The organism is Ruegeria sp. CDSA193 (genome assembly GCF_059611885.1).
Window position 1 is genome coordinate 88,940 of sequence record NZ_JBXWPN010000009.1, and the last position, 14,667, is coordinate 103,606.

Consider the following 14,667-nt stretch of genomic DNA (forward strand, 5'->3'; position numbering starts at 1 on the left):
GACAGGAGGCGAAGGCGGAAGGCCGGATTCACCATACCATTCCGCCTCCGCATGGTTATGAATTCGAAAAGAAATCCGTAACAGCGTCGATGATCATCTCATGCTTGGCAGCACGCGCTGTGCCGCCATTTGAGCAGATGATTTCGTCTCCCGGTTCTTCTCTTGCGAGCAGTTCGTAGCCTCCGGGCTTGCAGCGACCCAGGAAGTCAAAATGCGATAGCGTCTCGGGCTCGATATAGCGTGCATTCTGCGTGGGTAACGCGGCAATCAGGGCACGGGATTCAATGTCGAGGGTCAGACCAGAATTCATGATCGGCGCCCCAAAGACCAATATCGGTCGGTCAATTTTCCGAAGGCTCGCTTCGGAAAAGCTCTGTGTTCCGCCAAGATCAAAAACTGCAAATGCCTTGATCCGAGGATCAGACAGGTCAGCTTCCATCTGAGCGCGATCTTCAGGTGTTTGCGCGATTTTCCAACCCGAAAGGATGCCACAAGCCAGTTCGTCTGGCTGAGTGTCGCAAAACCGATTTAACCCAGCCGCGTCGTACCGCGCGCCGGCAAGGGCAACAGCCGTAAAGCCACCCAGTGAGTGTCCCGCCATATAGATTCTGTCTGTATCGACATACCTCGCAAAATCAGACGAACCGGTTGCATGGTCAATGACACGGGAAATGTCCTTTGGCCGCTCCCACAGTTGCCGCGTTAGATCGGGATCGCGAGACCAGGTTGACGTACCAGGATGGCTGATGGCGGCCACGATGTATCCGCGCCGTGCCAGCGCACCGGCAAGCCATGCCTGATTGTAGGCGTTGCCAAACATACCATGAGATAAGACGACAAGTGGGAACCGGCTGGTCACTGGCGCAGCATCTTTCACAACCTTCGTCCCAGCCCACACTTCACTTTCGAAGTCGTAAGTTTCTGGCCCAGTTGCATCTGTTGGATACCAAATAAATCCGGACAGATCGCGTTCTCCCTCAACGTCGGCGACATTGAGTTCTGTCATTGCAGCCCGATAGGGCTGGGCAAATGCCGTGGCTGCGCACATAGCTAAGAATCCTGCAAGAAGGTAAGAAGATTGTCTCATCGAAAGCTCCGATCATCGTTCAAGATACGTCAAAGCTGAGCCGTAGGTTTATTTGAAACAATGCTTTGCACTGCCTATACCTGTCCTTGATCCTGATTGAGGACAGGTCTCGATAGAAAGAGGACAAATGGACAGCCCCGGGTTGATCAGTTTCCCCTTGCCGCTGGCGACAGCATTGCTTTGCGTTGTGCTTACCATGCTGGCCTGGCGGTTGGATCTGGGCTTTCGTCTGGCCAACATGTTGTTCTCGGCCTTCTTTGGGTTGGGCGCCTTCTCATCCCTGTTGGTCGGTCTGCGATTTGGCTACGGAGTCGAGGAGTTGATCCCGCTGCAACGCACGTTGCCCTTGGTCCTCGGGCCGCTCTTGTATCTGAGCTTTGCATCGTTGGTTGTCGAAAGACACGACGTCGCCAAGATCGTCATGATGCACCTAAGTGCGCCTTTCATTTTGATCGGGTTGTATCTGCTCTTGGCCAGTGACTTGAGAAGCATGGATTGGGTAATCAGTGCCAGCTATTCGTATTATTGCGTCGCTCTCTTCTTACTTTGGCGGAAGGGGCCTGACGCACTGAGTCAAGCACGGGTCGATGTCACCCAGGCGCTTTCCAACTGGCTTTTACGCGGCATTGGATTTCTCGTCTTTGTACTGGTTTTGGATAGCGCGATCGCAATCGACTTTGCATTCAACAAGGGCGCCAATGCCTCAATGCTGATTTCTTACGGAACTGTTCCGTTGATCTTTCTTCTTCTTGCGACGTCAATCGCGCTCCCAGTGATGTTTTCCAAAGCCAACGCGGTGTCATACGCAGCGCCAGTATCCAATACTGAAGATGCGAAAGTCCTAGAACGACTGCAGGCATTGATGGATGAACAACAGCTTTTTTTGGACCCCAACATAACCGTCCAACGACTTGCCAAGCGCTTAAGCCTTCCGGCCCGCACTGTGTCGTCTGCTGTCAACAGAACTCAAGGAACCAACATGTCGCAATACGTGAACGAGTTCCGTTTGGCTCATGCGGCCCGGTTGCTTGCAGAAACTAATGAAAGCGTTGCCAACATCGCTTCTCAATCAGGGTTTTTGGCACGCTCCAACTTCTATCGTGCATTCCAACGGGTCTACGGACAAACGCCTATCGAGTACCGCGCACTTCGAAATTCAAAAGAGAAACCACAATTCGACGACCATAATCCGCAAAATTCCAAGCATTCACACTCGGCGTAAATACTTGGTCACAAATCGAATGACAGTAGTCTCGGCTCGAAGCCGCGTCCGTGGCGCAGCCTTCATGCTGCGTTAGCAAAGTCACAATCTCAGTGAATGAATGTGCCGACAACAGGCTAGGACTTCGCGCCAATCGCGAATGGAACCGCATAGCTTGCTCATTGCAAGGCTGGTAAGCATTCCGCTGCTCAGAACACCGACTTGTTCAGAGAGCTTTGGCTCACTTTCTCCATATACGGTGAAATGAAACATACCGGTTTCGTTTTCTTCGTCTGTGACGAACGCCCAGACAGATGTGTCGCAAACATTTCGAAAGACTAGAACCAGTTTATGCTTTTTCACAACCCACCTATTCAATGTGGCGTGGTCAACTCGCACACTGCGTTCAGCCATGATCTCTCTTTTACTTGCCCACGTAGTGCAAGTCCGCCAGCCACAAAGAAGTGCCTCTCCTGACCGTGAACTTGAAGTCAGTCTGGCCGTCATTCAAACCTGCTCGCAGAAGATCAGCAATCGTATCTTGCCCATCGATATTTTCATCTGTCGGAAAATATGCTGTCAGCTGGTCGTTCGGTTTCAGAGTTGTGCCTGGGCCTACATCTTCTGGGACATGAGCCACGCTCGTAACCCATTTTCCATTCTCTGCATATTGAGTTTGAAAAACGACGCCATTCGACAAGGTCGTGTCTTGTACGACACCAAGTGTAACGTCCCGCACTTCGACACCGTCTCTTGTGTTAGAAAGCCCGATGGTCACATCCATGGTTCCCTCTTGTGAAGGAGTAGCCCCAGATTGAAGTAGAACGGCAGCGATGGAGTTCAGATCATTGATTTCAATCCCATTGACAGAGTCAATACGCAGCCCCGCGTGAACCCAAACCGGGGCCTCGCTAGCGACGTATTCCACAGTATCGGGACTATCCGCCGACGCTACAAAAGGCAAAAGAATCTTCCATTCAGACTTCACTGAAGTCGGCCCTAAATCCTGAACGATTTGAGTGGTAGTATCAGCTTCGACATTCGCCTGATCTGTGTCGCCAGTGCTCACTTTAGCAGCAACTTCATCGTTAGCCTGCGCGCGCGATTCTGCCTCTGCCATCGCCATTGCGACTGCTTCGATCTCAGCCTGTGCTCGGGCTTGCGCTTCTGCTGCGGCTTTGGCTGCCGCTTCGACTTCGGCCTGCGCGCGCGCTTCTGCCTCTGCAGCGGCTTTGGCGGCCGCTTCAACCTCGGCTTGCGCGCGTGCTTCTGCCTCGACAGCGGCTTTGGCACGTGCTTCGGCTTCGGCTTGGGCAGCTGCCTGGGCAGCCGCTTCGGCCTCAGCCTGTGCACGAGCTTCCGATTCGGTTGCCGCTTTGGCGCGGGCTTCGGCTTCGGCCTGAGCCGCTGCCTGAGCTGCGGCTTCGGCCTCAGCACGCGCTATGGTCTCTGCCTGCGCGCGGGCTTCGGCTTGGGCCAATCGTGCCTCGGCTTCTGCGACCCGTGCGGTGGCATCTGCGATTGCTTCTGCTGTCGCCGCTGCTTCGATCTCAGCTTGGGCGCGGGCTTCAGCTTCGGCAGCCAAAACGTCCTCTTGCGTTGCTTGTGGCTCGGAGGATGGTGAAAATGCTCCGATGGCCAGCACGCCGACTACGGCACCTACAACTCCAAATGCCAGCAGCCCGCCGGTTATTGCGGCACGGTTGATTCCGCCGGATGAAGAGACCGCAACTCTAACATCCTGTTCAACGGCGGTCGGTTCGGTCAAGTGATCTATCGCCTCGAGCCACTCATCAGCGGTTTGAAAGCGATCCTTTGGCATCGCCGACATAGCCTTGTCGAGCGCTTCGAGAAAGACGTCATCATACTTATCAAAGCGCCCCTGCAAAGGTTTGCATGGATCAGGCTTTTGCTCGGCAATCGCAGAGACCCGAGTCTGGCTGTCTGGCGCGCGCTCTCCGGTGATCACATGATAGAATGTTGCCGCCAAGGAATAGAGGTCGCTAAACGGCCCTTGCACGCCGTCAGTGACATAAAATTCCTGTGGGGAATAGCCATCCTTGACTGCGCGTAAGGCAGACAAAACACGGTTTGTTTTCCTATTTTGCTCACGCGCAGCACCAAAATCAATCAATACAGGTATCTTGTTGGGTCCGACCAGAATGTTGTCAGGCGATATGTCCCGATGCAACATCCCTTGCTTGTGCATAAATGCGACCGCATCCAGAATCTGCCGCAGGATCGACATGACATCGGCTTCGTCCAGCTGGGTTTCAGCGTCGTCGATTGCGTCCAAAAGGTCAGGGCCTTCAACGAAGTCCAGTGCCATATAGGCGGTGTCATTGTCCTCAAAGACTTGGTGCACACCAACGATATTGGGGTGATCCATAGTTGCCAGGCGCTGGGCTTCGTTGATGAAGTGCCGCACAATCTGGCGAAGATCTTCTTTGTGTTTTTGCACACGAGCCTTCACCAGCAGATTCTGTCGGCGCGCGAACATGGCTGGAAAACACTCTTTGATGACCACCTTGCGGTTGAGACTGTCATTGGCCAGATAGGTAATGCCGAAGCCGCCGCTGTTCAGGTAGTGGTCAATTTTGTACTGACCATGCAACAACCGGGCGCCTGCAGGGAGGTCGTCTGCGGAAGAGGCTCCGATCATCTGACCCGTATCTTCATCACCAGTCGTTACTAGTTTCATTACGTTGCCCATGCCTCGTCCCGTCCGTTATCGTCCCTTGCACATCAGGAATTATTCAATTTCCAATCACAAAACGTTTCTCAGTTATACACACTCTTTACGCGAGTCCGTTTGTTTCGTGATTTCCAGTATGCACACTGTTCGATCCAAGTTGGTCAGCGTAGGAAGTCAGTACATACAAACGTTTTACTTTTGCTTTACCGGAACCGGAACCATTGAACGGTTAAGCTATTTTGCAAAGGTTCACGACGCCTTCAAACATGTGATAATCTCAATCAAACCTTGTTTTAGCTATATGTTAGATCTTGGCTTTCAGATTAGCGGCAATGCAAGACGATCGAATGCCACGAGAGTAGTGGCGGCGCATGTTGTTTACCAACTGCGCGAAGATTTCGACCGCACGATTAGAATTCATGAATGTAGCCTGGTCAATTGACCCCTCAACTGGGGTGCGGATGGACATCAGCGTCTTGTAGCCACCTATGATTTCCAGAGCCTGAACCACGCAATCGTAGTCTACTGTTTCACCTTCGCATGAGTCGCAGTAGCGTTTTACGATGTTCAAGTATTTATCGGTTTCACTGATGCGGGAAATGCTTTCGTTCAAGCGAACCAAATCGACACTTTCAGGCAAGTCCGAGCCCCGGCCCAGCATCACTGTCGTGAACTGGTTGGCTTCGTCGGAAAAATGCTGATTGAGGTTCAACAGCCGTGCCAGTCGTTTGAGACCCAACAACCCCGAAACACGTTTGGGATTGGATTCTTCCACAAAGGCCCGCATCGTGATCGCCTTGTTTTCCCGCGCCATATAAGCTTCGATCCACTTGAGAAAACCGGCTTCGGACAGGCCGTAGTTTTCTGAAGGCATGGAATTGATCAGATCAAAACGGCCGTTATTCAGTGTATTCCACAGTACATACTCGGCGCCTTCAATCTCACCATGAGTTTGCAGTGCTATCGCATTGCTGATTGGCTGACGACCAACCCGATATCCAAAGATGGCCTCGCCGTGTTTTTGTAGGGCAGGATTGCTCAGAGCAAGCAACCAGTTTACGGTTCCCTTATCGGGATCCGGTGCACGAAGAAGCTGGTCTCGTGCCTGATGATTGATCAAGTAATCGGAAAATCCTCCAGGTACAGTATCGCGATCGATCTGACCAAGGATCATTTGCGCCGACGTGTTCCCCTGACTGGCAGCTTCCGACAAACCTTGCAGGCCTACGGCCTCGCTACCATTGAGCCAGGTGTCTACTGCGGTTTTGTATGGGTCTTCCTGCGCGACAGCCGCCCCTGACAATTGCAGTAGGAAAACATTGGCCAATACTGCGAGCATTCTCATACGACGTTACTCCATTGAATTATCGTCTTGGTCACTGACCGTTGTATTCCCGTTCCGAAGCTGAGTTGGCGCTTCGCTACTGGGATGTGGTGACAACGTCTCGCAACCAGACTTCCACTCGGCGGTTGATACGGCGACCATTCTCAGTGTCGTTGCAACTTAGCGGCGAGATCTCACCATAACCCAGAGTTCGGATGGTTAACCCGTCCAGGCTGTTGGTAGGCGCTGCTTGTAGCAACGCATTGCTAACTTGTTTGGCACGCTGCTGACTGAGTGACCGGTTGGATCCGCCAGCACCGACAGAGTCTGTGTATCCGATCAAAAGAAGTTCTTTGTTTGTGGTTTCTTCCTTGGCAAGCAATGAAGCAAGGCGCCTTATGTCGTCCTGTGCCCGCGTATCCAGGCGAGAGGATCCGAATGCAAACCGAAAGGTTATAGAACTACGGTCGGCACCGGACAGCTCAGCCGACATTTCCTGCAACTGTTTCAGAGTAACCTCTGCATCGGTTGGCATAACTGCACCAAGATAGCGTAGTCCCTGCTCATTGGGGCCTTGCAGGGATTCCCCAAGTGACACAAAGCCCGAAGCATCAATTGTCTCTTGCGCCTTTTCGCTTTCGAGGAATTGCATGAAGCGGTTCAACTGTGCTGGCGCAGTTTTGCCGGTATATGCATACAAGCGTCGGCTAAGCGGGTATTCTTCTGTCTTGATGGTGAAAGGTGTCGCTGGAACCTGAATTCCACAAACACCGCGAATTGCAAGAACCTTGGCCTCATCAGCACTTGCGAGGCTGGTAATTCCGATGCCAAGCGGATCAGAAGCAACTGCTGCAGCCAATTCCGTATCTGTTTCGAAAAAGCTTGTATCGCTCGCGTATGTTGCGCCCACGGGGTTCATGATCAGGTCATTGAAAACCAACGCAGTTCCGCTTTCTGGCACTCGCATGTAAAGCTGGATCGGGGCATCGGGCCCACCAATCTGGCTCCAGTTGGAAATGGCTCCGGAAAATATTCGCGCTAGATCCTGTTCGGCGACTGCCCGCAGTTGGTTACTTTGCGATGTAATAACAACTAGACCGTCCAGCGCAAAAATTTTCTCGTTTTCACTCGTGGTGATGTCCCCGAGTCCAGCCTGCGATGCGCTCGCCAGCTCGTCGGGTTGAACAGGGCGTGTGGTCACAGCCAGTGCTGAGTTTCCATCGACCAGTTGTTTGATCCCGTCTGCGGAGTCACCACCCATCAAGGAGACTTCGGCCAAAAACTCGCCTAGTTCGTTACGGAGCAGTAGCTTATCGACACCTTCTTCCTCAGAGCGCAAAGCAGTGCCGCCAATCTCTTCACCGAATTGCGTCGTAAGATCAGCGAATAAGACATCGACCAGGCGAGAAGAACCAGAAATGCCATATTCGACCGGACCATCGTTCCGACTGGGGCAGGCTTCGCCAATGCATTCAACTTTGAAAGCGTCAACCGTGATTGTACCAACCACCGTTCGGAGTTCGTAATTGGCGCCATCAAAATCTATTAGCTCTCCGGTCAGAGTCATTCCGCCGTCTAAACTGTTCAATTGAACAGTTTCAGCGTTTGCCATGGTCGCGACGGACAACATCAACGCACCAGAGGTAGTTTTCAGGACCCGATTTAACATTTTCCTAACCTCAAACTTCTGATTATTGATTCTCGTTTTACTCAAGGTTGTTTCGCAAAAACTGATACAACCTTCATAATTTCTTAATGACGTAGCGGTACCCGGGAAGTTTAGTCAAGGCTGCAGCGGGGATACATAAAATTGCCTTGCTTCCCCCCACTTATGGACACGTTTGAGGCAGATTCTGACCACAGTTGGCGCTCTTTCTTAGCTTGTATCCGAAGCTGACGCGATTCAACGTCGAATTGAGTCGCGATTTTAGGGGCTCAGGTTTTCCCTGAGATTTCCCAGAACGAACCTCATACCTTTCTTGCCACGCATTCGCAGCCTTTGACCCAGGTGATTCTTAACTATTTCGAGCACTCGAACGGTTCTGTTACAAAGTTCTGAACCTGCCGAGCGGTTTCAGCAATCGCTCGTGAGTTAGGCGCGAGCTCGGCGATCTGCCGAAACGGACAGAATCCGGGTGTGAATTGCCCCTTGCGGATTATGTGAGGGACTTCGATGTCATCCAAAGTAGCCGCTGCTGAAGCGAAGGGGTTGTGTCGCAAACTTTAGATGACGCGTACGGCACATGTGTGGGTTCAAGCCATTTAGATCAGCTTCAGCCACACTGGATGGCATTGAGGTAGTCAACATGATCCGGAAGAAACAATTCTCTAGTAATACAACCTCTGGCTTTCGGATGTTTGCTGAGATCGCAGGATAATTGGGTCTAGCATAACGCTGGTTCTAGTCTTCGAAAAGTTGGCGACACAACCTTTGGGCCAGTCGCAAACGCGCAGCACTCCAGTTGAAGGGTAGATGCCCATCATCGAGCATAAGCTGCAACTACGCTTCGATATTGAAGTATATTATTTTTGACATTGGGTATAATATTTCATACAAGATGTAAGTAATAATCGACTCACTAGAAGTGTTCTGTCCAATAGGGATTTCAGAAATGACCTACCAAGATCGCAATACGGTCGTCTCGATCTTCGTGAACCTCGCCGTTAGTGCATTTGTTGTTTCACGGCTTCTGGATATGAATGCCTCTGGATTGTTTGATGGCCCAGACGCTGTAAACAACTGGGCCCGCATGGTGATCTGGCTGATCCCCTTGGGCGTCGTGGCCACCATCATCGGCACCATACTGTTCAACATTGGGTTTGCGATTGTTACTCACGAACCCAAACCCAGCTTCGTCGTTGATGAACGTGACAAGATGTTCGAGCGCCGTGGCAGCTACGCCATCATTATCTTCGCGGGTGCGGGTTTTGTCTCAGCTGTCGTCGCTATGGCTCTCAACGCATCAGCGCTCACCGGCTTCAACATCATCTATTTCGGAATGGCTTTCGGATCCCTGTCAGCAGATATTGTCAAATTTGCTAGCTATCGGCGGGGGTATTGATCCATGGGCAAGCTCAGGATCTCCAACAACATTAGACGTCTACGCTTTGACGCAGATGAAATGACGCAAAAAGAACTCGCCGAAAAGGTTGGAGTCACCCGACAAACCATCGTTGCCATTGAAAACGCCAAGTATTCGCCAACGCTCGAACTGGCGATCTTGATTTCTCGTGTATTCGACAAGCCCCTCGAAAAAGTCTTCGACATCCAAGACGCCAGCTAAATCATCGCGTCTGCTGCACCCTACCAAAGGATTAGATATGTTCATCAAACCCACCCGGTTCTGGAATCTGATGGCGAGATCCTATGCCCGCCGTCCGGTCCAAAACCAAGCCGCGTATGAATACAAACTGGACATCACTGCAAGACACCTGTCCCCCCAAGATCGTGTCCTGGAATTTGGTTGTGGCACAGGTACGACAGCGCTCATTCACGCCCCAAAAGTCGCCCATATCGACGCCATCGACTATTCATCCGAAATGATCTCAATCGCCCGGGAAAAAGCCGACGCGCAGGGCAGCAAGAACATCAACTTTGAAGTTAGCGCGTTCGAGTGCTGGCCTATTCCAGCGAAGGGTCAACAGTATGATGCCGTACTGGCTATGTCGATCCTGCACTTGGTACTGGATCTTGACGCGACACTGGACCGTGTTCGTAGTTCCTTGAAGGAAGGTGGCCTGTTCTTCAGCTCGACGGTCTGCCTGGAAGGTCTCGAGAAGTACGTCATACCAGCTCTCGGGACCATCGGCCTATTGCCCAAGATCCGCGTCCTGACGCAAGAAATCCTTGTTGAGCGTATGCAAGCTCATGGGTTCGAAATTGAACAAAAGTGGCGTCCCGAAACGGGTTCGACTGCTTTCATCATCGCAAGGAACAGCGGTTAGTTCGTTTGACATCTGACAACACCGACCCTGCCGTTCACGCACGCCGCAGAGAACGGCTGGAGAGAGCCCTGATTGACCTATGCTGAAACACGCATGAATGTCCGCTATGGGGCAAGCAAAGCAATAGCGATGGTTGAGGCGATGATGCGAAGTACAATGTGGCGACGGATTGATGTCGTGGGCACAGAAGCCTGTTCGGTTAACCGTAACGGAACGTCTCGCGTAATCTCGGGCATGGCTGTCTACGTAGTTGAAAATTCTCCCGTCAGAATAGCTTATTCCGTGACCTGTAATGACGAATGGGAGTGTAGCGCCGCCACCGTACAGCGTTGGATTGGGGCAGATAGGGTTGATCTTGTTTTAGTGAAGCAAGACGATGGTACATGGACCTCGAATGACAAAGTTGTGGATGCTGTTGATGAATTGCTCGACATCGATCTTGGGTTTACACCGGCCACGAACACGAATGCGATCAAGCGACTCCAGCTTGGGATTGGAGATCAGGCAGAGTTCACTGCTGTTTGGTTGGATGATGAAACCTGGACATTCAAACCGCTGAAGCAACGATATGAGCGGCTGAACGAGAATACCTATAGGTACACTTCGATCAATAGTGGATACGAAGCAAATTTGACTGTCGATGAATTTGGTTTCGTTCGAGTTTACCCTGAGTTTTGGAAAGCAGTGATAGCTTAGGCCCAACAAGGGCTCTGAAGCTAAAACGATTGCCAGAAACGGACTTTCGTTTTTCCAGGTGAGCGGCAGTATAGTCCGTCTACCCGTCGTAAAAAGCCTCTAAAAATCGATCTCAACACCCGGCAGGTTCAGCTCTTTCATCATGTCGCGCAATTCCTGACGTGCTGCGATGTTCGAAATGTTCAGCTGTTTGATCCCGATATCCTTGAGGTCCAATAGGGTCAGCCCGCGCGGGAACAGCTCTCGGAAAATAACGCGTTCGGAAAAGCCCGAAGCAACCCGGAAGCCGATCCGCTGCGACAGCATCTCGATCGCGCGCTGCATCTTTTCCTTGTTGACCATGCGTTGGGTGCCGACGCGGTTGCGCACTACGACCCAGTCGATGGGCTTCAGGCCGGCTTGCGCGCGCAGCTGTCGGGCGTTCCAGACCATCTCGGAATAGACCGACGGGCCCAGGATTTTCTCACCCTTTGAATCGATGCGTGCTAGCAGGTCAAAATCGATAAAACTGTCGTTCAGCGGAGTGATCAGCGTATCAGCCAGCGAATGCGCCACCTGGCTGAGACGGGTATGAGAGCCGGGGCAGTCGATCAGGATGAAATCGCTATCGCTTTCCAGCTCGGACACGGCTGCTGACAGGCGGTGGTCATAGATGTTCTCGCCGGGTTTCAGCGTGCTTGCGTCAATTTCGGGCAGGTCATGGTGGCGGGGGCTGGGAAGGGTCAGGTCCGCGCTTTTCAGAAAGCTATTCCGGTTCTCGAAATACCGTCCCAAGCTGCGTTGCCGCAGGTCCAGATCCAGGGTGCTGACCTTGTGACCCAGGCGGGCGAGTGCGGTGGCCACATGCATCGACACAGTCGATTTGCCCGCGCCGCCCTTCTCGTTCCCCACTACGATAATATGTGCCATGCCTGTATTCCCAAGTCTCACCGTGTTTGCGTACACGTTGTTGCAGGCCACTATATGTTGTGGAAAGCGGGAAGGGAAGAACCCGAAACAATGTATGGCGGCATAAAAAGGCGGTGTTGCGGAAATCTCAGCCTGCCCACAGGCCGCTGACTTGCGAAAGCCGGGACTATGTTTCAATCTCCAGGCTTAAGGACTGTGAGAAAGACATGGCTTGGAGCATCTGTTTCTGAACGTACTGAATGTGGTGTTGCCGGTGCTGATCTGTGCCGGGGCTGGGTATGCACTGGCGTTGACCAAAACGCCCTTTGACAACAAGGTCATTGGCGCGATCGTTTCGCGGGTTGGATATCCCACACTGATCATCTCGCATCTGTCGGCCACAAAGATCGCTGTTGGAACGTTTCTGGACGTGATGTCCGCTGCGGTTTTGGCGATTGCCGGGTTTGGTGTTCTGGGATTTGCGGCGCTGAAGGTTATGCGCCTGCCGGTGCGGGCCTTTCTGACGCCTCTGATGCATGGGAATGTGGGCAATATCGGATTGCCAATCACCTTGCTTGCGTTAGGCGATGCGGGGATGGCCTATACGATGGCATTTGTAGTGGTCGTTCTTGTCAGCATTTTCACTGCAGGGATGTGGATACCAGCCAAAGAGTTTTCGCCCAGAAAGCTCGCCACCTCGCCGATCATATATGCGGTGGTCCTATCGCTGGTGCTGATGGCCAGCGGCTATAGCCTGCCTCAGCCTGTTGCGAAGTCATTCGATATCCTGGGTGGGCTTTCCATCCCGCTGATGCTGCTGACTTTGGGCCACACATTGGCCAGCCTTCGGGTCAACCGCCTTGGGCGTGCGGTGATGCTGACCGCTTTGCACCTGGTGATGGCAGTTGCAATCGCCAGCGGGTTGGTCTGGGCCTTCGGCTTTACCGGCGCAGAGCGCGGCGCGGTGATCCTGTGCTGTTTGATGCCGTCTTCGGTGGCGACCTATTTGTTCATAGACCAGCATGTGCCGGAATACGGCCCCGATGTTGCCGGGTTCATACTGGTTTCGACCCTGACAACGATCATCGCTTTGCCGCTGGCGCTGTCCTACTGGATCTAAGGCTAGGCGGTTTGCACATTCCTGCTAAGCTGTCGGTGTGGCGCTCCATAGTCGCCGCCCGTATTTTAGGACGTATTTGATGTTACAAACGAATTCATCTGATGTCGGCGCACGCGTTGTATTGGTCATGACGGCGATTTGCATGGTTGTTGTAGGCTTTAACTCCACGGCGGTTGCGACCATCCTGCCTGATCTTAAGAATGAGTTCGATCTGTCGCCTTCGGACCTGCAATGGGTTATGGCCATTTATACCGTGGTCAGTGCCACGCTGGTGACGATTATCAGTCGGCTGGGTGATATCACGGGCAAGCTGGGCGTGTTTCTGGTTGGCATGATCGTTTTTGCCATAGGCTCTGCCTCGGCCTTGTTCGCGCAGGACGGGGCGATGATGCTGTTTGGCCGTGGGGCGCAGGGGGCAGGGGCCGCAGCGCTGTTTGGCACGTCGTTGCCCTTGTTGACTGCAGCGACCCCGGAGGAAAAACGCGCCAGCGTTACCGGAGCATGGGGCGCCATCGTCGGACTGTCGATCGGGATCGGCCCTATCCTTGGCGGCGCATTCGCCCATTACATCAGTTGGAGAGCCGTATTCGCCACCGATCTGATCCTGCTGACCACCGCGTTTATCATTGGCTTGACCGTGAGAAAACGGAACTATGTACCGAACACGCGACTGGCCGGTGCCCGGTTCGATTATCTCGGCGCTGTGGCTCTTGTGCTGTTTCTGGGGCCGCTATCATTTGCGCTGAGCAATGGGGAAAGTGGTGGATGGTGGGCACCGTTGACGCTGGTGCCGTTGGGTGTGGCCATGCTGGCCATGGTCGGCCTTGTGCTGGCTTCGCGCCGCAGTAAAGATCCGTTGGTCGAACTGCGCTATTTCCTCCATCCACGCTATTTCATGGCGGCGGCGGGGATGTTCCTAACCGGCTTTATGCTGTTTGGCTTTTTCGTCTATTTCAACACCTTCGTCCAATCGCCGGATACCTTCGGCTACACGTCCATCGGGGCAGGGCTGGCGATTATGCCGCTGAGCCTGAGCATGTTCGCGGTCTCGGTCATCGCGCCCCGGTTTCTGGCGCCCTACAGCTTTCAGTGGCCCGTAGTGATTGGGCTGAGTGCTATGGCGGTTGGGTTTTTGTTGCTGACCACGATCACAGTGCCCACTCAATATGCGCAGATATGGTGGAAATTGATGATCGTCGGCATTGGCCTTGGCATCTGTTTTTCGCTGCTGCCGCGTCTTGGGTTGCGGCTTTTGCCGGACGAGCATGTAGGGCAGGGGTCAGGTGTGATCAATGCCTGTCTATACTTCGGGGCCACGCTGGGGGCTGTGGTCTGCGGCCTGGCCGAGGCCATCACTTCGCGCCGGGGTCTGACCGAAGTGATTGACGCGCTTCCGGCTGGCTCGACCCCGCGCGAAGATCTGGCCCATGCGCTGACCCACGGAACGCCCAGTCAGATCCAGCAGTTGATCGCAGGCATGGATCCAACATCGGGAAGTGCTCTGGCAAAGGCCTTGCGCGACCTGCAGGACAACGCATTTGACAGCGCCATGATGGTGACGGCGATTGCGGCGCTGATCGGCGTGACGCTGGGGTTGATGTTGCTGCGCGGCCCTGTGCCCCCGGTGCACAGCGCGGCGGATCTGACACGCGCGACGAAACCCTGAGGGATTGATCCTGACGCGTTTCTTGCCAGGGCGGTGTCAGAGGTT

Annotated in this window: 12 protein-coding genes; 7 read left to right on the top strand and 5 right to left on the bottom strand. The window is 53.3% G+C overall.

What is annotated here, in order from left to right:
- Nucleotides 1–55: 55 nt before the first annotated feature.
- Nucleotides 56–1,006, bottom strand: coding sequence for an alpha/beta hydrolase family protein (locus tag AC2FLG_RS16775; RefSeq protein WP_496707174.1), 951 nt, complete (start codon nucleotides 1,004–1,006; stop codon nucleotides 56–58).
- 208 nt (nucleotides 1,007–1,214) lie between these two features.
- Here AC2FLG_RS16775 and AC2FLG_RS16780 point away from each other — a divergent pair, with 208 nt between their 5' ends.
- Nucleotides 1,215–2,309 carry a helix-turn-helix transcriptional regulator gene (locus tag AC2FLG_RS16780; RefSeq protein WP_496707177.1) on the top strand — a complete coding sequence of 365 codons (1,095 nt, stop codon included), beginning with the start codon at nucleotides 1,215–1,217 and terminating at the stop codon, nucleotides 2,307–2,309.
- A gap of 403 nt (nucleotides 2,310–2,712) precedes the next feature.
- Here the strand turns inward: AC2FLG_RS16780 and AC2FLG_RS16785 are convergent, their stop codons facing one another.
- The 3 genes from AC2FLG_RS16785 to AC2FLG_RS16795 all read right to left on the bottom strand — a co-directional run bounded on the left by AC2FLG_RS16785 (nucleotide 2,713) and on the right by AC2FLG_RS16795 (nucleotide 7,919).
- The gene (locus AC2FLG_RS16785) at nucleotides 2,713–4,989 is read right to left on the bottom strand and encodes a serine/threonine protein kinase (protein WP_496707179.1); all 2,277 of its coding nucleotides are present in this window, start codon (nucleotides 4,987–4,989) and stop codon (nucleotides 2,713–2,715) included.
- A gap of 298 nt (nucleotides 4,990–5,287) precedes the next feature.
- Nucleotides 5,288–6,310: a hypothetical protein gene (locus AC2FLG_RS16790; RefSeq protein WP_496707181.1), complete on the bottom strand. Its 1,023-nt coding sequence runs from the start codon at nucleotides 6,308–6,310 to the stop codon at nucleotides 5,288–5,290.
- A gap of 94 nt (nucleotides 6,311–6,404) precedes the next feature.
- Nucleotides 6,405–7,919 carry a phosphate ABC transporter substrate-binding/OmpA family protein gene (locus tag AC2FLG_RS16795; RefSeq protein ID WP_496707183.1) on the bottom strand — a complete coding sequence of 505 codons (1,515 nt, stop codon included), beginning with the start codon at nucleotides 7,917–7,919 and terminating at the stop codon, nucleotides 6,405–6,407.
- Between the two features lie 1,000 nt (nucleotides 7,920–8,919).
- On the opposite strand from AC2FLG_RS16795, the gene AC2FLG_RS16800 reads away from it, so the two are divergent.
- The 4 genes from AC2FLG_RS16800 to AC2FLG_RS16815 all read left to right on the top strand — a co-directional run bounded on the left by AC2FLG_RS16800 (nucleotide 8,920) and on the right by AC2FLG_RS16815 (nucleotide 10,948).
- Nucleotides 8,920–9,369 carry a hypothetical protein gene (locus tag AC2FLG_RS16800; RefSeq protein ID WP_271951474.1) on the top strand — a complete coding sequence of 150 codons (450 nt, stop codon included), beginning with the start codon at nucleotides 8,920–8,922 and terminating at the stop codon, nucleotides 9,367–9,369.
- 3 nt (nucleotides 9,370–9,372) lie between these two features.
- A complete protein-coding gene (locus AC2FLG_RS16805; protein ID WP_425595609.1) occupies nucleotides 9,373–9,591 on the top strand; it encodes a helix-turn-helix transcriptional regulator in 219 nt (72 codons plus the stop codon).
- A 37-nt stretch (nucleotides 9,592–9,628) separates the two neighbouring features.
- Nucleotides 9,629–10,252 carry a class I SAM-dependent methyltransferase gene (locus tag AC2FLG_RS16810; protein WP_496707185.1) on the top strand — a complete coding sequence of 208 codons (624 nt, stop codon included), beginning with the start codon at nucleotides 9,629–9,631 and terminating at the stop codon, nucleotides 10,250–10,252.
- A gap of 72 nt (nucleotides 10,253–10,324) precedes the next feature.
- Nucleotides 10,325–10,948 (top strand): putative glycolipid-binding domain-containing protein, encoded by a 624-nt coding sequence (locus AC2FLG_RS16815; protein WP_496707187.1) that lies wholly within the window; start codon nucleotides 10,325–10,327, stop codon nucleotides 10,946–10,948.
- Nucleotides 10,949–11,047: 99 nt separating this feature from the next.
- On the opposite strand, the gene AC2FLG_RS16820 is transcribed toward AC2FLG_RS16815, so the two are convergent.
- On the bottom strand, nucleotides 11,048–11,857 hold the full coding sequence (locus AC2FLG_RS16820; protein WP_142639130.1) for a division plane positioning ATPase MipZ: 810 nt from the start codon (nucleotides 11,855–11,857) through the stop codon (nucleotides 11,048–11,050).
- A 211-nt stretch (nucleotides 11,858–12,068) separates the two neighbouring features.
- Between AC2FLG_RS16820 and AC2FLG_RS16825 the strand changes: the two genes are divergently transcribed.
- On the top strand, nucleotides 12,069–12,956 hold the full coding sequence (locus AC2FLG_RS16825) for an AEC family transporter (RefSeq protein ID WP_496707189.1): 888 nt from the start codon (nucleotides 12,069–12,071) through the stop codon (nucleotides 12,954–12,956).
- 79 nt (nucleotides 12,957–13,035) lie between these two features.
- Nucleotides 13,036–14,622 (top strand): MFS transporter, encoded by a 1,587-nt coding sequence (locus AC2FLG_RS16830; RefSeq protein ID WP_496707191.1) that lies wholly within the window; start codon nucleotides 13,036–13,038, stop codon nucleotides 14,620–14,622.
- Nucleotides 14,623–14,667: the final 45 nt, after the last annotated feature.

Coding starts and splice junctions, on each gene's coding strand:
- AC2FLG_RS16775 (WP_496707174.1), bottom strand. CDS start 1,006: ATGACAGAACTCAATGTCGCCGACGTTGAGGGAGAACGCGATCTGTCC.
- AC2FLG_RS16780 (WP_496707177.1), top strand. CDS start 1,215: ATGGACAGCCCCGGGTTGATCAGTTTCCCCTTGCCGCTGGCGACAGCA.
- AC2FLG_RS16785 (WP_496707179.1), bottom strand. CDS start 4,989: ATGAAACTAGTAACGACTGGTGATGAAGATACGGGTCAGATGATCGGA.
- AC2FLG_RS16795 (WP_496707183.1), bottom strand. CDS start 7,919: ATGGCAAACGCTGAAACTGTTCAATTGAACAGTTTAGACGGCGGAATG.
- AC2FLG_RS16800 (WP_271951474.1), top strand. CDS start 8,920: ATGACCTACCAAGATCGCAATACGGTCGTCTCGATCTTCGTGAACCTC.
- AC2FLG_RS16805 (WP_425595609.1), top strand. CDS start 9,373: ATGGGCAAGCTCAGGATCTCCAACAACATTAGACGTCTACGCTTTGAC.
- AC2FLG_RS16810 (WP_496707185.1), top strand. CDS start 9,629: ATGTTCATCAAACCCACCCGGTTCTGGAATCTGATGGCGAGATCCTAT.
- AC2FLG_RS16820 (WP_142639130.1), bottom strand. CDS start 11,857: ATGGCACATATTATCGTAGTGGGGAACGAGAAGGGCGGCGCGGGCAAA.
- AC2FLG_RS16830 (WP_496707191.1), top strand. CDS start 13,036: ATGTTACAAACGAATTCATCTGATGTCGGCGCACGCGTTGTATTGGTC.